This window comes from Chromatiales bacterium (genome assembly GCA_024234935.1).
Lineage (GTDB): Bacteria > Pseudomonadota > Gammaproteobacteria > Steroidobacterales.
This window is the reverse complement of sequence record JACKNI010000003.1, coordinates 198,994-215,986: the sequence shown is the minus strand read 5'-3', so window position 1 is coordinate 215,986 and position 16,993 is coordinate 198,994. Positions and strand designations below refer to the sequence as shown.

The following is a 16,993-nucleotide window of genomic DNA, read 5'->3' as shown; positions in this document are numbered from 1 at the left end:
TGCGGTTACCCGGGAACCTCATGTTTAACGACAAAGCGATACTGATTACCGGTGGTACCGGCTCATTCGGGAAGAAATACACCCGCACGATCCTCGAGCGCTACAAGCCGAGGCGACTCGTCATCTTTTCGCGCGACGAACTCAAGCAGTTCGAGATGCAGCGGGTGTTCAACGATCCCTGCATGCGCTACTTCATCGGCGATGTACGGGATGCTGACCGTCTCAACCAGGCCATGCACGACATCGACTTCGTGATTCACGCTGCTGCGCTCAAGCAGGTGCCGGCAGCTGAATACAATCCGATGGAATGCATCAAGACCAACATACACGGCGCCGAGAACGTCATCCGTGCCGCGATCCGGAACAATGTGGCGAAGGTCATCGCCCTGTCTACCGACAAGGCTGCCAACCCCATCAATCTCTATGGGGCGACCAAGCTGGCTTCCGACAAGCTGTTCGTTGCTGCGAACAACATGGTTGGCAAGTCGCGCACCCGTTTTTCGGTGGTCCGCTATGGCAACGTCGTGGGATCACGCGGCTCGGTGGTGCCGTTTTTCAGGCAGCTGGTGGCGGAAGGCGCGGATCATCTGCCGATTACCCATGCCGAAATGACCCGCTTCTGGATCACCCTGCGCCAGGGCGTTGATTTCGTGCTCCGCAACTTCGAACGCATGCAGGGCGGAGAGATCTTCGTGCCCCGGATTCCTTCGGTGCGCATCATGGACCTCGCGCAGGCCTATGCGCCGGGGCTGCCGACGAAGATCGTGGGCATCCGTCCGGGCGAGAAGCTGCACGAGATCATGTGCCCGGCGGATGATTCACACCTGACCCTCGAGTTCGAGGATCACTACGTGCTGCGTCCGACCATCCAGTTTCATCACGACAACTGTGACTATACGGTCAACGGTCTCGGCGAGACCGGCGTGCCTGTCGCACAGGGCTTCCAGTACCACTCGGGTGACAATCCGCATTTTCTCTCGGTGCCGGAGATCCGCGAGTTCGACCGGCAGGCTGATCTGTGATTCCCTACGGCAGGCAGGAAATCTCGGCGGCCGATATCGATGCGGTCGTCGAGGTGCTCAGGTCCGATTTTCTGACCCAGGGTCCGAAGGTGCCAGCCTTCGAGCAGGCGCTCTGTGCGGTGACTGGTGCGCGCCATTCAGTCGTGACGAGTTCTGCGACGGCAGCGCTGCATGTCGCCTGCCGGGCGCTCGACGTGCAGGCCGGCGACCTGGTCTGGACCAGCGATATCACCTTTGTGGCATCGGCCAACTGCGCCCTGTACTGCGGGGCGAAGGTGGATTTCATCGATATCGATCCGCGTACCTGGAACATGAGCCCGGTGGCACTCGCCGCCCGGCTGAAATCCGTGCGCGACGCCGGAGGGCGCCTGCCGAAAGTCGTGATCCCCGTCCATCTGTGCGGGCAATCCTGCGATATGGCCGCGATCAGCGCCCTGTCACGCGAGTACGGTTTTTCGATCATCGAAGACGCTTCGCATGCGGTCGGTGCGCGGTATGAGGACCAGCCGGTAGGCGCCTGCCGCTACAGCGACATCACGGTGTTCAGCTTTCATCCGGTGAAGATCATCACCACCGGTGAGGGAGGCGCGGCCATGACGAACAACGCTGCGCTGGCGGAGAAAATGGCACTGTTGCGCAGCCACGGCATTACCCGTGAACCGGCACGGATGACTCATGCGGCAGATGGTCCGTGGTACTACCAGCAGATAGACCTGGGCTTCAATTACCGCATGACAGACCTGCAGGCAGCCCTGGGCCTCAGTCAGATCGCGCATCTGGAGGCATGGGTGGCTGCGCGCAATCGCCTGGCTGAGCGCTACGACCGGCTGCTCGCGAAGCTGCCCGTGACGGTGCCCTGGCAACATCCGGATACCTACTCGTCGCGTCATCTGTATGTGATCCGCCTGGCCGATGCCCGGGGTGTGGCCGGACACCGGGAGGTGTTCAGTGCGCTGCGCGCCGGTGGCATCGGTGTCAACCTGCACTACATTCCCCTGCACACGCAGCCGTACTTCGTCGAAACACAGCAGTTGACCGGCAGCTGGCCCGAAGCGGATCGGTATTACGAGCAGGCGATCAGCCTGCCGATGTTTCATCACATGACCGACGCGCAACAGGATCGGGTGGTGGAGGTGTTGGGAGCGGCGCTCGAATGAAGCTTGCCGTGATACCGGCGCGGGGCGGCAGCAAGCGGATACCGCGCAAGAACATCCGCGAGTTCTGCGGCAAGCCGATGATCGCCTGGTCGATGGAAACGGCGACGCGCAGTGGATTGTTCGACCGCATCATCGTTTCGACGGATGACGAGGAGATCGCCAGCGTCGCCCGCCAGCATGGCGCCGAGCTGCCGTTTGTCCGTCCCGCAGCCATTGCCGACGATATGGCGACCACGGGCCAGGTGATGCGTCACGCGGTGGAGGCGCTGCAGGCGGACGGACAGGTTTTCAGCGCCGTGTGCTGCATCTATCCGACAGCGCCGTTCATGCGTGTGGAGGATCTCTCCGCGGGCCTGACCAGGCTGATGGCGACGGATGGGCTCGACTATGTCTTCAGTGCGACGGATTTTGCCTTTCCGGTGCAGCGCGCCTTTCGCCTGACCGCCGGCGGCGCAATCGAGATGCTGCAGCCTGAACACCTCAAGACGCGCTCGCAGGATCTGCAGCCCTGCTATCACGACGCCGGACAGTTCTACTGGGGCACGGCCGATGCCTGGCTCGCCGAGCGACCGGTCTTTGCGAACCACTCGGCGGCGATCCTCCTGCCGCGCCGGCGGGTACACGATATCGATACCCCGGAAGACTGGGCCGTGGCGGAGCTGGCATTCAAGGTGCTGGCCGCGCAATCCTGATGCGTGTCGCGTTCCGGGCGGATGCCTCGATCGAGATCGGTGCCGGCCATGTGATGCGCTGTCTGGCGCTCGCGGATGCGCTTGCCGCGCGCGGCGCCGACTGCCACTTCCTGTGCCGTGAACTGCCTGGCCACCTGTGCGACAGGATCGAGGCGCGCAACTTCGCAGTCAGCCAGCTGCCCGCAGCCGGTGCTGCCGGTGCGGGGTCGCCCGGGGCGGTCGACGACGCGGCCGAATTTCTTGCCGCCCTGTCCGGTCCTGCAGATATCGTGGTGGTCGATCACTACGAACTGGGCCCGGAGTGGGAGAAGGCCGTAACCGGGCATTGCAGTCAGCTGATCGTCATCGACGACCTTTGCCGGCAGCACATCGCGAGTCTGGTCATCGACCAGACGCTCGGCCGGCCCGCCTCGGCCTACAGTCACGGGCAGGTTGCCGGAGTGCTTGCCGGCAGTGAATATGCACTGCTGCAGCCGGTCTACTACCGGCTTCGCGAACAGCTGGATCGCAGCGTTGTGCCGCAGGAACATCGCCTGCTGGTCAGCATGGGCGGCTATGACGCGCTGAATGTCACCGCGTCGGTGTTGGAGGTGCTGGCAACTTCAGCCTGCGACTGGATCGGCCGCATCGACCTGGTCCTGTCGGCCGCGGCACCGCATTTCGCCTCGATACAAAAGCGCGTCAGCGAGCTGGACGGACGCTTTGTGCTGCACGACTTTGTCGAAGACATGGCCGGCCTCATGAGTCGCTGCACGCTGGCCATCGGCGCGCCGGGCTCGACCACCTGGGAGCGCGCGGTACTCGGTTTGCCTTCTGTGCTGGTGCCATTCGCGGCCAACCAGGCGGATGTGGCAGTGGCCATGCAGGACGCACATGCGGCCATCGCGATCGGACGGGAAGCGCTGGACACCGGGCTGCCGACTGCGCTGAACCGTCTCCGCAGTCACTGGCCGGACTACGTCCATGCCAATCTGGCGGTGAGCGCCGGTCTCGGCTGCCGCCGCGTCGTACAGCGAATCCTCCCCGCGCTGAGCCGGGACGGTTGCAGCATATGGCTTGCCGTGGCCGGCGAGGCGGATATCGCCCAGGTCTATCGATGGCAGCAGATGCCGGAGATCCGGCGCCATGCGCGCAATCCGCAGGTGCCGGACCGGGACGGGCACTACAGCTGGATGCGTGCCAGGTTGCGTGATCCTTTCTGCTATTTCTACATGATCTGCAAGTCAGGTGAACCGGCCGGGGTGGTGCGTCTGGACCGGCAGCTTCCGGGTGAATATGAGGTGTCGATCTATCTGGCACCCGCGTTGCATGGCCAGGGGCTCGGCCTGATTGCACTCAATCTCCTCGGCGAGCTGCACCAGGAGCTTACAATCCATGCGACGGTGCTGCCGGGCAATGCCGCCTCGCTCAGGCTGTTTGCCGCAGCGGGTTATCAGCGTGCATCTGATACGGAATTCGTACTGCCACGACGCCAATGAAAAGAACCGTGCAAATCAACGGACGCGAGATCGGTGACGGCTGTCCGCCATATGTGATCGCCGAGCTGTCGGCCAATCACAATGGCGACATCGGTCGTGCCCTGCAGATCATTCAGGCGGCAAAAGATGCCGGGGCAGATGCCGTCAAGCTGCAGACCTACCGCGCCGACACGATCACCATCGACCATGACAGCGAGGACTTCCAGGTACACGGTGGTCTCTGGGATGGCCGTACCCTGTTCGAACTGTATCAGTGGGCACAGATGCCCTGGGAATGGCACGAGCCGCTGTTTGCCAGGGCCCGTGAACTCGGTATTGCCATTTTCAGTTCACCCTTCGATGCCACCGCCGTGGACCTGCTCGAACAGCTTGGTGCGCCGGCCTACAAGATTGCCTCCTTCGAAATCATCGACCTGCCCCTCATCCGCCGTGTGGCAAGTACCGGCAAGCCGCTGATCATGTCCACCGGCATGGCTGGCCTGGAGGAGATCGGTGCGGCGATAGATGCCGCACGCGAAGGGGGGTGCGCCAACCCCATCGTGCTCCGCTGTGTGAGCGGATATCCGGCACCGGCCGGGGAATACAACCTGAAAACGATGGTCGATATCGCGCAGCGCTTCGGTGTGCTGACGGGTCTGTCTGACCACACGATCAGCAATGTCACCGCCCTGGCCTCGGTGGCGCTGGGCGGCTGCGTGATCGAGAAGCACGTAACGCTGGATCGGGCCGGCGGTGGTCCGGACGACAGCTTCTCGCTGGAACCGGCCGAACTGGCCAGCCTGGTTGCCGACGCGCACACTGCATGGACCGCACTCGGCAAGGTCAGTTATGACCGGCAGTCGTCCGAGCAGGGTAACGCGAAGTTTCGCCGCTCGCTCTATGTGGTCAAGGACCTGCGCAAGGGTGAATTGATCACGCCGGAGCATGTGCGCAGTATCCGTCCCGGCTTTGGCCTGCCGCCGGACTGCATCGGCGCCATCGTCGGCCGCCATGCACGGATCGATGCGCAGCGGGGTTCGCCGGTGACCTGGCAGCTGGTCGGGGATGATCCGGAGCGCCGGTGACCGCCCGCTCAGCCTGGCAGTTTTTTCCGGAGTACCGCGTCGAGCGTTTCGGGATCGGCAACCCAGCGCTGCACCGTCTGAAAGTACAGGCTGTCACTTGCGCCGTCCTCGCAGAGCTTGATTCTGCGGCAGTAACGTTCGAAGCCCAGACCGGCCGTCGACAGCACCGATAACACGATCGGTGGTCGGGAGGCGCCGAGCAGCAGGGCTTCCAGGGGGATTTTTGCCGGTGCCCGCCGGACCTTTTCACCGAGGAACCCGTAGTCGCCAGCATCTTCTGCCGGGTGGATCTTCAGTACGACCGGCATCCCCTTTGTCTGCAGGTAGTCAATGATCTGCCCATAGACCTGCTGCTTGTCCGCGGTGGTGACGCCTGGAATCCCGAATGGCTGGCTGGCGAGGATCACCTGTTGCGCCTCGCCGGCCGATACGGTCTCAGCGTCGAACAGCTGTCTGATGGTTGCGAGCCCGGCGGAGCTGGTGAGAAAGTCGATCTGCCGGCCCTTGTGGCGTACCGGTGCGGGCAATCGCTCCGGGTGCAGCACCCAGACCGATTCGCAGCGGTCTTCTTCGCCGAAAACGCGGTGTCGCGCCGGAAGGCCGCGAACAAGACGGGCGGGCCATTTCCACCACGGACAACGCTGCAGCAGGTAGTTGCCTTCGCCGTCTTCAAGGACTGAAAAACGCCTGGCCAGCAGGCGCAGCAGGCGGGCCATCCTGTTGCGCTCGTTGAACAGCCAGAGATGCGGCATTCCGGTATCAGCCAGCGCGCGTGAGAGCTCCGGGGATGCTTCGGCAAGGATCGAGTGCAGTGGCCCGAGAATGATCGCGGGCGCGCGGAGGCCGCGCATGGCCAGAAAATAGCAAAGCCTGCCGCGCAAACTCCCGGCCAGCTGCTGGCGGACCCGGCCGCGGGACAGCTCGCAGACAGTCATGTTTGCGGGCAGCTTGTCGAGATGCCAGTCGCCGAGCGACGCCTGCTGGTAGTCGGCGAAAAACAGGATGTAATGCGATTCGTCCCTGCACGAGGCAGCGCGCAGCAGTGAAAACAACAGATGCCTGACCGTCGAGCAGACATATATGTTTGGTTCAGTCCGCATTCTTCAGCCGCTCTCTGGTTCTGGCTTATGATTGGTCGACAGGAGCCAACGATGCAATTCTGCCGCAAGTGCATTATGCCGATTACCCGTCCCGAGCAGGTGTTCGACGCCGAGGGGGTCTGCGATGCGTGCAATTCCGTCGCGAGAAAGCGCGACATCGACTGGAGTCAGCGGGCGGCTGAATTCGAGGCCATCCTCGCGCGGTATCGTGGTGACGGTGCGCGCTGGGACTGCATCATTCCCGTCAGTGGCGGCAAGGACAGCTGCTATCAGGCACTGACCATGCGCGACAAGTACGGCATGAAGCCGCTTTGCGTGAACCATGTGCCCTGCGAAATGACCGAGGTCGGGCAGAAGAACCTGATCTTCCTGCGTGACCAGGGCTTTGACCTGATTCAGCTGGGCGGCAACCGCAAGGCCTACCGGCAACTTGTGGACATCGGCTTCAGAAAGCTGGGCGATTGCTGCTGGCCCGAGCACATCGGCATCTTCACCATACCGGTGCGCATTGCCGTCGAGTTCCGCATTCCGCTGCTGATCTGGGGCGAGAACTCGCAGTTCGAATATGGCGGCCCGGCCTCCCGCAAGGGCAACAATTTTCTCGATCGCAACTGGCTCGAGCAGTTCCAGATGCTCGGTCACCGGCTTTCGGATGCCGTGCATGACGGCGTAGACATGCGCGATATCTACTTTCTCGAGTACCCGCCGGACCAGCAGATCCATGAGGTGGGCGTGACGGGCCTGTTTCTCGGCTATTTCGAGCCTTGGGACACCGAGCGCAACCGCGACCTCGTCCTCGGTCTGGGCTGGAACCGCAATCCCGGCGGGCCGGTCGAGGGCGCCTATAACGACATCGAGAACCTGGACTGCAAGTGGATTGGCGGACTCCACGACTACATGAAGTTCATAAAATTCGGCTACGGACGCGCCACCGACCAGCTGTGCATCGAAATCCGGGCCGGGCGCATGACGCGCAATGAGGCCATCGGCAAGCTGGTCGCGTCCTCCGAGGGTCAGGTGCCCTGGAAGTACATACCGGATTTTCTGCAATTTCTCGGCATGAGCGAGGCGGTGTTCGAGGCAACGCTCGACCGCTTCACCAACAAGATGCTCTTCGTCTGCGACGATGACGGGAATCTCGTCAAGGATACGCAGGGCAACCTGCAGAGAAAGTTCCTGCCACAGCCCCTGTGATCACCGTTATCGACATAGGCATGGGCAACATCGGCAGCGTTGCCCGCGCGCTGAAGTTTCTCGACGTCGCCCATACCGTGTGTGCCGATCCGGCCGGCGTGCGCAGCGCAGGCGCATTGATCCTGCCGGGGGTGGGCAGTTTTGCCGAAGCGTCCCGGCAGCTTGCTGAAAGTGGCATGGCCGATGCGATTACAGAAAACGTGAAAGCCCGGCAGACGCCGATCCTCGGTATCTGTCTCGGCATGCAGCTGCTCTCGACCAGCGGGGACGAGGGTGCCGACGGTGCGCCGGTTGCCGGCCTGGGGCTGATCCGCGGACATGTCGCCGCCTTGCGCCGGAATGATCCAGCCCTGCGTATTCCGCACATGGGCTGGAACGAGGTGCATGGCGGGTCGATGGCCATGTTTGCCGGAGTGGCGGATGGCGCATGCTTTTACTTCGTCCACAGCTATGCGATGCAGTTGCACGAAGATATCCCGCATGCCACCACCGACTACGGCGGTCAGGTCGTTGCCGCAGTCGCCAGCGGTCCTGTCTGGGGCACCCAGTTCCATCCTGAAAAAAGCCAGGACGCCGGACTCCAGGTGCTCGGGAATTTCGCGGCTTTCGCATGCTGAGGCACCGCGTCATACCGGTGGTGCTGATCAACGGCTATTCCGTGCTCAAGACCATCCGCTTCAGCGAGCGGCGCAACCTGGGCAACCCGATCACCGTCGCGCGGACCTACAACACGCGCAACGTCGATGAACTGATCCTGCTGGATATCGATGCATCCGCACAGAAGCGCTCCATCGACATGTTCACCGTGCGCGAGATTGCCTCGGAGTGTTTCATGCCGCTGACGGTCGGTGGCGGGCTGCGCAGCATCGAGGATATCCGCAAGCTGCTCAAGGCGGGCGCAGACAAGGTATCGCTGAACTACGGAGCGCTGGTCGATCCGGAATTCGTCCGCGATGCGGTACGCGTATTCGGCGCGCAATGCATCGTCGTTTCGATCGATATCCGCCGGCGTGATGGCGTCAACCGGGTGTGGTCGCGGGTTGATCCGGCGCTGGATCTCGATCCGCTTGACTGGATTGTCCGCGCACAGGCGCTCGGTGCCGGCGAACTGCTGATCAACTTCGTGGATCGCGACGGCACGATGGAGGGTTGTGACCAGGAGAGCATCGGGCGCTATGCACAGGCCGCCGATGTCCCGCTGATCGCCTGCGGGGGCATCTCCGGTCCCGATGACTGTGTGGCGGCGATCCGCGCCGGGGCGTCAGCGGTGGCCGCGGCGAGCATCTTCCACTTCACGAACTTCACGCCCAATGACTGCAAGCGCCGAATGGCAGAGCAGGGCATTCCGGTCAGGTTGCCTGGCGGCTGATCAGCCCGGGTCCGGCGCTCCGGATGCGCCGGCCAGTGCCCCGAAAAAGGCCAGATATTTATCCGTCGTCCGGGCCGATGAAAAGCGGTCTTCGAGCTTTCTCCTGCCGCTTTCTGCCAGCCGCCGGCACAGGTCCGGGTCCTTGTGCAGCTGTTCTACGCGGCGGCTGATTGCCGCCGGATCTTCCACCGGGACGACGAAGCCTGATACCCCGTCTTCAACCACTTCCTTGCCGCCGCCCGTATCGGTGATGATCACCGGTGTGCCGTAGCCCATCGCTTCCATCACGGCTCGCGGCAGGCCCTCGCCGCTGCGCGAGGGCTGCACCAGCACATTGCTGGCTGCAATCAGCTCGGGGGCATTCCGGCGAAAACCGGCGACATGAATGCGCTCGCGCATCCTGTTGCCGGCAATCAGCGTGGTGTAGGGCTCCGTGTCCGTGTCCTTGCCCACCAGCAGCAGGTGCAGATTGTCGATATGCGCGAGGTGGTTTGCTGCTTCCAGCATGATGTCGATGCCCTTGCTGGGCCTGGCGTTGACTGCGCAGATGACCACGAAATCACCGGCGCCGATGCCGAACTCGCCCAGATCGGCCGGTGGCAGTGAAGACCATTCAAGGTTGTGGCCCTTGTGGATGGTTACGACCTGGTCCCTGTTTTTCCAGACCCGTCGCAGCACGTCCTGCCGGACCGCCTCGGAAACGCAGACCACGCCATCCACACGCGGGTGCAGGATGGTCAGGTAGGCGGTCGGGTCGTGACGGTGCAGGCCCCCGGTAGTGCCCCGGTAGGCGACCAGCTTTGCGGGGAAGCCGATCGCTGCAAAGGCTGCATTGGGAATGGTCTTCGAGGTCGTTGCGTAGATGATGTCGTAACGGGTGCGACGCAGTTCCGCGCGCAGCGCGCGAATCGATTCCAGATCGATCTTTTTTTCCGGATAGCAGTGCAACATGCGGATGCCGAGTTCGCGCAGGCGCGGCACGTAGACGGAATCCGGCTTGATGACGATCGTGAGCCTGTGGCCGCGCTCTGCCATCGCGATGAAGGATTCGAACTCGGGGCGCAACTGGCTCAGTGCGCCCCGCGAGCCGGCCGCAATCAGTATGTTCAACTGGATGTCCGGTTGCGGTTTTCGGTTTCCAGATACCACAACCCGGCGTACTTGTTGAACGAGGCCTGCGCAAACATCACGGCCATCATCAGACCGCGCTGGCCGTCGAGAAAACCGAGCCTGAGCACATAGATCAGGAAGAAGGTCCACACGGCGCGCACGATGGCAAAGGGAATGCCGAAGCTCCTGGTCTTCTGCGCGTAGTACTTTCGGCTGGTCTCCCAGGCATAGCTGCGGTTCTTTTCCAGCAGATGATCAAAGCCCCTGAGCGAGTTGTGCATCAGGTAACCCTTGCGGATCGTGGAGACTTTTCCATCGGTGACGATATGTCCGTGCACGACCACCGGGGTGATGTGCGCGCCTTCGCGCCTGAACAGGCGTTTGGGTGCCCGTGCCGAGCGCCCGTGCTTCAGCTGCTTGCCGAGGATCACGTTGCCCCAGGGCAGTTTGAATGCGACTTCTTCGATCTGCGGTCTGGACAGGATGGTGCGGATCGAGGCTTTCATCTCCGGGTCCAGCCACTCGTCGGCGTCGATGATCAGTACCCAGTCGCAACTCGCCTTGTCGAGTGCGCGCTGCTTCTGGAAACCGTCGCCGGGCCAGTCTTCGGTGATCCAGACCTTGTCGGTGTATTCGCGGACGATGGCGACCGTGTTGTCGGTGCTGCCTGAGTCGAACACGATGACTTCGTCGGCGATGTGCTTCAGGGATTCCAGGCAGGGCCGTATGCGGTCCTGCTCGTTCATGCAGACGATGATGGCCGACAGTGAATGCATGGTGGCTCCCGCGCTGGTCAGAATCCGTAATAGCCGAGCTGGCGGCGCATCTTCAGGTTGCGCAGCAGATTCAGCGGCTTTTTATCCTGCCAGCCGCTGGCCAGCATGTCTTCCACGGCATCCATTATGCGGCCGGCGCTCGCGCCATCGCGCCACGGAGTGACTGACGGTCCGTAGGCGTCGATTGCCCGCTGCAGTTCTGCATCGGGGTGCAGTGCGCGGGCCAGCGCGGCCTGCAGTTCCGCGGGCTCCTGTATGTCGATGAGGAACGGTCCGGGTTTCCGGTTCCGGTAGCTGACCACCGGTTTTCCCAGCAACAGGAATTCCTGCAGCACCGACGAGTTGTCGCTGACCATGACATCGGCCCGGTGCAGCAGCCCGATGACCTTGTCGGTACCGTGGAATTGCAGATTGTCGCCGGCCAGTGCCCGATAGCGCTCGACGGTGGCCGGCGCCATCTTCGGGTGCAGGGTGACCAGCCACTGCCATTCCGGTGACTGGCTGAGCCGGGCAATCTCCGCATAAAGGGCCTCGGCACCCGACAGGCTGGGCGTAAAGGTCGAAGCCAGCAGGATCTGTGGCCGGTCGCGGCGGATGCCGTCGCGGGGATGGTTGTAGATGGCATCGAGTTTGAGCCAGCCGGTTTCCCTTACCCGGAAATAACCGCGCTGCTGCGCAAGGGGCTGCAGCATCGCCGTCTGTGACGGGCTCTGGGTGCAATAGAGGTCAAACAGCCCGCGCTCGGGGATCGGCTCGCCGCGCTTGTCTTCATTGAGACCATGGAAGACCTCGACCTTCAGGCCCGGAATGAAGGCAGGCGCCCGGTCGCCCGGGGCGAACAGGGCGTGCGGGGCATAGCGGACGGCGTCCGCTGCATTCCGCGCGGCAATTTCATCCGGCTTCAGCAGGGCGGGCGACGCATCGCCGAACACCAGCCAGCGCACTTCGTGCCCGCGGCGTCGCGCTTCGGTCTGCAGCGGGCGCAGGATATCGAAGGAGTAGTCCTGCTCGACATAGAACAGCAGTCGCCTCATGGTGTCCGGATTCCCGTCAGCAGCGCTCACTGGTAGAAGCGCCGCATTTCAAGCATGGTCGCTTCGATCGTGGCGGGGTTGAGGCGGATGCCCGATTTCGGACGGTAATCCGGCCCCAGGACGTCAACCAGCCCGCCAGGCCAGGTCACGATCAGCTTGTCCGGCTCCACGATCGCGTAGTCGCTGTAGCTGCCGGCAATGATCCAGTCCCATGACTTGCCGTCGAAGAGATTGCCGCCGCTGCTGTAGTCGGATACGGGATTCGCGCAGCCGAATACCTCCTGCAGCAGGGTGCCGGGCAGATCCTGATGTGCGCTGCGATGTGTGTACACCTGCGGTTTGCGACCTGGCCAGCGCATGAGCAGGGTGGAACGCAACTGCCAGGGGCCGTAGTTGCTGCCGTGACCGATATTGCCGAGGCCCAGTTCATCGAACTCATAGCCGTGGTCGCTGGCGATGATCACCAGCGTTTCGCGCGGGCCTTCTTTGGCGTCGAGGGCCGCGAGCACATCCTCCACTTCGTGATCGGTGGCCTTGATGCCATGCAGATAGGCCGCATGGCGTTCCGCGAGCGTACTCGGCGCTGCGGCAGTACCCGTATCGCTGGCCGCATTGCCCGGGTCGTAGTACAGCAGGCTGAAGAAGGGTATGCCCGGGGCATTGCGCACATCAAACCAGCGATGCCAGGCGCGGGTGATATCGACGTTGCGATCACCGTCATGCGGTGCCGAATACATGTGTTCCGGGCTGACCGAGGCAAACACGGTGTGGTCGATTTCTGCCGGACCGCCAAAGCCTACCGAGCTGAATGCGGCGATCTCGTAGCCCTGCGCGACCAGCTGGTCCATGAGTACCGGCTGGCGCTGCGTGTCGTTGAACGCCTGCCAGTAGGTGCTTGGCAGACCGTAGAACATGGAGAAAAAGCCCATGCGCGACGAGTTGCCGCCGCTGTAGTGGTTGCTGAACTGCAGTCCTTCAGCCGCGAATCTGGCGATCCGCGGCGTGTACTCCGGCCCGATCTTGTCGGGCCGCAACGCGTCGATCACCACAAACAGGATATTCGGCAGGGTCGACTTGCCGGCATTGCAGACCAGCGGCTGCAAAGGGTAGTGCAGCTGACCGCTGTCTGGTGCACTCGCCTTGCGCAGCAGGCGCTCCCGTTCGACGACCTCGTGATCGACCAGACCCAGTTGCGACAGGCGGCGCTTGGCCTTGATCGGGAAATACACCGGCAGGTAGCGGGTAAAGCTCAACACCGGTACATAAGCCGTCGCATCCGCCCAGATGTGGATGCCCTGTCCGCCGCACCAGCAGAGGATCAGTGCCGCCGCCAGCCAGCCGCCCTTGCCGCCCCTGCCTGCAGCGACCCGCTGCCAGACATTGCCTGCCAGCATGGCCTGGAAGAGCAGCGCAACGACGAAGATGATGCCGGCGAAAACCCAGGTCGAGCCGGCAAAGATCTGCGCCGTCAGTGCGCTCATGTGATAGCGGTATTCCGCAAACACATTCGTATCGAGCGCGGCGATGGTCAGTCCGGCTGCGGCGACCGGCACGCCGATGATCATCAGCAGCGTCTTGCGGGGCAGGACCAGTGCGACCGGTCCGAGCAGCAACATCAGCGGCAGGAAGCCGAGCAGGGCGAACTGGCCGATGAACGCCAGCAGGACGTAAACCGTCGCCAGTCCGGACCCGGGCTGACCGAAGGCAAACAGGTAACGCAATCCGACCAGTCCATACAGCGCCGCATTGGCGATACCGAACCAGCCGATCCAGCGCAGCAGAGTGCCGCGTCCAGGTTTGCCGGGTGCTGGGGGGGCGGAAGTCACGGTATCGATGCTCCGGAATGAATCTGGCATGGCGTGCCGGCATTCTAGAACAGATGTTTTGCGCTGCGGTCGATTGATGTGGTCTGCTATGCACGGAACGATGCAAGGCACAGACCGCAGGTCCATGATCGGGAAAGCGCAGCTCAAGGTCGGTGGTTCGGTGGTGCTCGCACTGTCGCTGGTGCTGGCATTGGCTCCCGTGGCCGGCGCCGGTTCGCTCAGGATTGCGGCCGCTTCCGACCTGCAGTTCGCGATGCAGGAAATCGTTGCGGACTTTCGCGGCACACACCCGGACGATACTGTCGAAGTCATCTACGGATCGTCCGGCAAGTTCTCCGCCCAGATTGCCAACGGGGCGCCATTCGACATGTTCTTCTCGGCGGATATCAGCTATCCGCGTGCGCTGGAACAGCAGGGACTGACCAGCGGCCCGGCGACGCCCTATGCGCTGGGTCGCATCGTGCTGTGGAGCCTCAAGCCCGAACTCGGCCGGCTGTCCCTGAAGGAATTGCCAACGGCTGCCATCCGCAAGTTCGCCATTGCCAATCCCGATCACGCGCCATATGGCAAACGTGCGCTCGAGGCGCTTGAGTACGCCAACGTATGGATGGCGATGGCGCCGAAGCTGGTGCGTGGCGAGAACATCGCGCAGACCGCACAGTTCATCGACAGCGGGGCTGCGGATGCCGGCATCGTCGCGCTGTCTCTGGTGCTGGCTCCGGGTCTGAAGGACCGTGGCGCGTGGACGCTGATTCCCGATACCTGGCATGAACCGCTGGAGCAGGGCTATGTGATCACCCGGCGCGCAGCTGCAAATCCGCTTGCAGCGGCCTTCGCGACCTGGATCGGTGGCGCCGAGGCGCGCGCCGTGCTGCTTCGCTATGGTTTCGCACTGCCCGGCGAGGCGCCGGAGTAGGCATGTCCGCAGCTGACCTGCAGGCGTTGCGCACCACGCTCGCACTGGCTGCGCTCACCACGCTGATCCTGTTGCTGATCGGCACGCCGCTGGCCTGGTGGCTGGCGCGCACGCGCTCACGCGCTGCGCTGCTGCTGGAAGCGGTGGTGGCGCTGCCGCTGGTGCTGCCGCCCACGGTGCTCGGCTTTTACATGCTGGTCGCGCTGGGTCCGAGGGGGCCGATCGGCGGTCTGCTGCAATCCCTCGGGCTGCCGCATCTGGCCTTTACCTTTGCCGGGCTGGTGCTGGCCTCCACGCTCTATTCATTGCCGTTCATGGTGCAGCCGCTCAAGGATGCCTTCGCGGCCGTGGGCAGGCAGATGACGGAATCGGCCGCGACGCTGCGCGCCGGTCCCTGGGATCGTTTCTTCAATGTCGTGGTGCCGATGTCCGGACGCGGCTTTCTAAGCGCGATAACGCTGAGTTTTGCGCATACGGTCGGTGAATTCGGCGTCGTGCTGATGGTCGGCGGCAATATTCCCGGCGAGACCCGCGTACTGTCGATTGCCATCTACGATCACGCCGAAGCGATGGACTACGCCTCTGCACACCTGCTGGCAGGCAGCCTGCTGGTGGCGTCTTTCCTGCTGCTGCTCGGCGTCTATGCGATCAACCGCCGATATCGCTTCGTGCATCCATGAGCATCGCCGCGCGCTTTCGCCTCGACTGGCCCGGCTTCAGCCTGGACGTGGATCTCGCTGTCCCGGCCACGGGTGTGACGGCGCTTTTTGGTCCTTCCGGTTCCGGCAAGACCACGTTGTTGCGCTGTGTGGCCGGATTCGAGCGCGCGCCTGGCGGCTTTCTCGCGCTCGGCGACGAGGTCTGGCAGGACCAGACGCGCTTCGTTCCCACGCATCGCCGGTCCATCGGCTATGTCTTTCAGGATGCGGCCCTGTTCCCGCACCTGACGGTGCAGGGCAACCTCGAGTTCGGTCTCAGGCGCACCGCCGCCGCCGAACGTCGCGTGTCGCTGGAGCAGGCGATCTCGCTGCTTGGGATCGGCCATCTGCTGTCACGCAAACCGGAGCGGCTGTCCGGTGGCGAACGCCAGCGGGTTGCCATCGCACGGGCGCTGGCGGTCAGTCCGCGCCTGCTGCTGCTCGATGAACCGCTCGCGGCACTCGACCTCGCACGCAAGCGGGAAATCCTGCCGTATCTCGAGCAGCTGCACGAAACGCTGCAGATCCCGGTCCTGTACGTGACGCATTCGCCGGACGAAGTCGCACGCCTGGCCGATCACCTGGTCGTGCTGGACGAAGGCCGTGTTTTCGCCAGCGGTGCGCTCGCGGACGTCATGTCGCGGCTCGATCTGCCGCGCGGCGAGGAGGACGACGCCGGGGTCGTGCTCGAGGCCACCGTGGCTGAACGGGATGCCGACTGGCACCTGTTGCGCGCGGCCGTGCCGGGCGGCAGCCTGTGGGTGCAGGACAACGGCGTGGCGATCGGCCGTCGCCTGCGTCTGCGGGTGCTGGCCCGCGACGTGAGCCTCGCGCTCACGCATTGCGATGACGTCAGCATCCTCAATCTGCTGTCCGGCACGGTCACGGCCATCGCCGGGAGTGGCCATCCGGCCGCGCGACTCGCGCAGATCGATATCGGCGGCACCCTGCTGCTCGCGCGGCTGACCGCGCGCTCCGTGCATGCGCTGGACCTGCGACCCGGCAAGCGGGTCTGGGCGCAGATCAAGTCGGTGGCGGTGCTGGAGTAGGCGGCGGCTGGCGCTCCAGTTCGAAGCAGGCGGTCGAGTCGTCCGGCCAGGCCGAGGTGACACCGAGCCCGCGGTCGTAGGTGAGATCCGTGCCGAGCCTGGCGGCCGTCATCGCCGCCAGGGCCACGAACAGCAGCCAGCCCATCAGCACCCCGCCCGGTGGACGCTGACGCGTGCGGTACACGGCGATGCCGGCGATCAGCGATGACCACCAGGTCACGGCACCCGAGCGCCGGTGCAGGACGGTGGCGTCGATGGCCGCCGCGTCACAGGGATTGCTCATGTAGTCGACGAAGCCGGTGCCGATGGACGCCAGCGCAAAGGCGGCGCCGATCCACAGGTTCCAGCGCGCCGCATGCAGCAGGGATGCCGACCAAGTCCGCCGCCGGAACACGGCAGCGACCAGGAACAGCGCCACACCGGCCAGGATCAGGCCAACGGAGAAATGCACGATGTAGGGATGTATGCGCGCGTCCATGACCCTAGTCTGCATAAATCCGGTTGATTG

17 protein-coding genes are annotated in these 16,993 nt (G+C 63.6%); 11 read left to right on the top strand and 6 right to left on the bottom strand.

All coding sequences use genetic code 11. The annotated features are described in order from the left end of the window. Positions 1 to 20: 20 nt before the first annotated feature. From pseB to pseI, 5 genes are read left to right on the top strand one after another with little or no spacing between them, the layout of a single operon-like run. Positions 21 to 1,022 (top strand): UDP-N-acetylglucosamine 4,6-dehydratase (inverting), encoded by a 1,002-nt coding sequence (pseB, locus tag H6979_09530; GenBank protein ID MCP5140084.1) that lies wholly within the window; start codon positions 21 to 23, stop codon positions 1,020 to 1,022. Beyond that, the gene (gene pseC, locus H6979_09525) at positions 1,019 to 2,179 is read left to right on the top strand and encodes a UDP-4-amino-4,6-dideoxy-N-acetyl-beta-L-altrosamine transaminase (GenBank protein MCP5140083.1); all 1,161 of its coding nucleotides are present in this window, start codon (positions 1,019 to 1,021) and stop codon (positions 2,177 to 2,179) included. The genes pseB and pseC overlap by 4 nt, the downstream gene beginning before the upstream one ends. Beyond that, complete coding sequence (gene pseF / locus H6979_09520; GenBank protein MCP5140082.1) at positions 2,176 to 2,871, top strand: pseudaminic acid cytidylyltransferase; 696 nt, start codon at positions 2,176 to 2,178, stop codon at positions 2,869 to 2,871. The genes pseC and pseF overlap by 4 nt, the downstream gene beginning before the upstream one ends. Continuing rightward, positions 2,871 to 4,349: a UDP-2,4-diacetamido-2,4,6-trideoxy-beta-L-altropyranose hydrolase gene (gene pseG / locus H6979_09515; GenBank protein ID MCP5140081.1), complete on the top strand. Its 1,479-nt coding sequence runs from the start codon at positions 2,871 to 2,873 to the stop codon at positions 4,347 to 4,349. Before pseF ends, pseG begins: the two co-directional genes overlap by 1 nt. Beyond that, the gene (pseI, locus tag H6979_09510) at positions 4,346 to 5,413 is read left to right on the top strand and encodes a pseudaminic acid synthase (GenBank protein MCP5140080.1); all 1,068 of its coding nucleotides are present in this window, start codon (positions 4,346 to 4,348) and stop codon (positions 5,411 to 5,413) included. The genes pseG and pseI overlap by 4 nt, the downstream gene beginning before the upstream one ends. Positions 5,414 to 5,421: 8 nt before the next feature. On the opposite strand, the gene H6979_09505 is transcribed toward pseI, so the two are convergent. Continuing rightward, a complete protein-coding gene (locus H6979_09505; protein ID MCP5140079.1) occupies positions 5,422 to 6,513 on the bottom strand; it encodes a hypothetical protein in 1,092 nt (363 codons plus the stop codon). Positions 6,514 to 6,564: 51 nt separating this feature from the next. On the opposite strand from H6979_09505, the gene H6979_09500 reads away from it, so the two are divergent. The 3 genes from H6979_09500 to hisF are packed head-to-tail and all read left to right on the top strand — an operon-like array spanning position 6,565 to position 9,076. Further along, positions 6,565 to 7,707: an N-acetyl sugar amidotransferase gene (locus tag H6979_09500; protein MCP5140078.1), complete on the top strand. Its 1,143-nt coding sequence runs from the start codon at positions 6,565 to 6,567 to the stop codon at positions 7,705 to 7,707. Between the two features lie 20 nt (positions 7,708 to 7,727). Then, positions 7,728 to 8,324 (top strand): imidazole glycerol phosphate synthase subunit HisH, encoded by a 597-nt coding sequence (gene hisH / locus H6979_09495; GenBank protein MCP5140077.1) that lies wholly within the window; start codon positions 7,728 to 7,730, stop codon positions 8,322 to 8,324. Further along, on the top strand, positions 8,318 to 9,076 hold the full coding sequence (hisF, locus tag H6979_09490; GenBank protein MCP5140076.1) for an imidazole glycerol phosphate synthase subunit HisF: 759 nt from the start codon (positions 8,318 to 8,320) through the stop codon (positions 9,074 to 9,076). Before hisH ends, hisF begins: the two co-directional genes overlap by 7 nt. Here hisF and H6979_09485 read toward each other — a convergent pair whose 3' ends face one another. The 4 genes from H6979_09485 to H6979_09470 form a co-directional block, all read right to left on the bottom strand. Then, a complete protein-coding gene (locus H6979_09485) occupies positions 9,077 to 10,111 on the bottom strand; it encodes a glycosyltransferase family 4 protein (GenBank protein MCP5140075.1) in 1,035 nt (344 codons plus the stop codon). It abuts the gene before it with no gap. 71 nt (positions 10,112 to 10,182) lie between these two features. After that, the gene (locus H6979_09480; protein MCP5140074.1) at positions 10,183 to 10,962 is read right to left on the bottom strand and encodes a glycosyltransferase family 2 protein; all 780 of its coding nucleotides are present in this window, start codon (positions 10,960 to 10,962) and stop codon (positions 10,183 to 10,185) included. 17 nt (positions 10,963 to 10,979) lie between these two features. Next, complete coding sequence (locus H6979_09475; GenBank protein ID MCP5140073.1) at positions 10,980 to 11,996, bottom strand: CDP-glycerol glycerophosphotransferase family protein; 1,017 nt, start codon at positions 11,994 to 11,996, stop codon at positions 10,980 to 10,982. A 26-nt stretch (positions 11,997 to 12,022) separates the two neighbouring features. Then, positions 12,023 to 13,822, bottom strand: coding sequence for a DUF3413 domain-containing protein (locus H6979_09470; protein ID MCP5140072.1), 1,800 nt, complete (start codon positions 13,820 to 13,822; stop codon positions 12,023 to 12,025). Positions 13,823 to 13,922: 100 nt separating this feature from the next. Here H6979_09470 and modA point away from each other — a divergent pair, with 100 nt between their 5' ends. Genes modA through modC form a run of 3 tightly spaced genes read left to right on the top strand, consistent with a single transcriptional unit; the run spans position 13,923 to position 16,485 of the window. Then, the gene (gene modA / locus H6979_09465) at positions 13,923 to 14,738 is read left to right on the top strand and encodes a molybdate ABC transporter substrate-binding protein (protein ID MCP5140071.1); all 816 of its coding nucleotides are present in this window, start codon (positions 13,923 to 13,925) and stop codon (positions 14,736 to 14,738) included. A gap of 2 nt (positions 14,739 to 14,740) precedes the next feature. Beyond that, on the top strand, positions 14,741 to 15,418 hold the full coding sequence (gene modB / locus H6979_09460; protein ID MCP5140070.1) for a molybdate ABC transporter permease subunit: 678 nt from the start codon (positions 14,741 to 14,743) through the stop codon (positions 15,416 to 15,418). Continuing rightward, positions 15,415 to 16,485, top strand: coding sequence for a molybdenum ABC transporter ATP-binding protein (modC, locus tag H6979_09455; protein ID MCP5140069.1), 1,071 nt, complete (start codon positions 15,415 to 15,417; stop codon positions 16,483 to 16,485). Before modB ends, modC begins: the two co-directional genes overlap by 4 nt. Here the strand turns inward: modC and H6979_09450 are convergent. Then, a complete protein-coding gene (locus tag H6979_09450; GenBank protein MCP5140068.1) occupies positions 16,460 to 16,963 on the bottom strand; it encodes a hypothetical protein in 504 nt (167 codons plus the stop codon). The genes modC and H6979_09450 overlap by 26 nt on opposite strands. Between the last annotated feature and the right edge of the window lie 30 nt (positions 16,964 to 16,993).

Coding starts and splice junctions, on each gene's coding strand:
- H6979_09450 (MCP5140068.1), bottom strand. CDS start 16,963: ATGGACGCGCGCATACATCCCTACATCGTGCATTTCTCCGTTGGCCTG.
- H6979_09475 (MCP5140073.1), bottom strand. CDS start 11,996: ATGAGGCGACTGCTGTTCTATGTCGAGCAGGACTACTCCTTCGATATC.
- H6979_09505 (MCP5140079.1), bottom strand. CDS start 6,513: ATGCGGACTGAACCAAACATATATGTCTGCTCGACGGTCAGGCATCTG.
- modA (MCP5140071.1), top strand. CDS start 13,923: ATGCAAGGCACAGACCGCAGGTCCATGATCGGGAAAGCGCAGCTCAAG.
- pseB (MCP5140084.1), top strand. CDS start 21: ATGTTTAACGACAAAGCGATACTGATTACCGGTGGTACCGGCTCATTC.
- pseF (MCP5140082.1), top strand. CDS start 2,176: ATGAAGCTTGCCGTGATACCGGCGCGGGGCGGCAGCAAGCGGATACCG.
- H6979_09485 (MCP5140075.1), bottom strand. CDS start 10,111: ATGGCAGAGCGCGGCCACAGGCTCACGATCGTCATCAAGCCGGATTCC.
- H6979_09500 (MCP5140078.1), top strand. CDS start 6,565: ATGCAATTCTGCCGCAAGTGCATTATGCCGATTACCCGTCCCGAGCAG.
- hisF (MCP5140076.1), top strand. CDS start 8,318: ATGCTGAGGCACCGCGTCATACCGGTGGTGCTGATCAACGGCTATTCC.
- modC (MCP5140069.1), top strand. CDS start 15,415: ATGAGCATCGCCGCGCGCTTTCGCCTCGACTGGCCCGGCTTCAGCCTG.
- H6979_09480 (MCP5140074.1), bottom strand. CDS start 10,962: ATGCATTCACTGTCGGCCATCATCGTCTGCATGAACGAGCAGGACCGC.
- modB (MCP5140070.1), top strand. CDS start 14,741: ATGTCCGCAGCTGACCTGCAGGCGTTGCGCACCACGCTCGCACTGGCT.
- hisH (MCP5140077.1), top strand. CDS start 7,728: ATGGGCAACATCGGCAGCGTTGCCCGCGCGCTGAAGTTTCTCGACGTC.
- pseI (MCP5140080.1), top strand. CDS start 4,346: ATGAAAAGAACCGTGCAAATCAACGGACGCGAGATCGGTGACGGCTGT.
- pseG (MCP5140081.1), top strand. CDS start 2,871: ATGCGTGTCGCGTTCCGGGCGGATGCCTCGATCGAGATCGGTGCCGGC.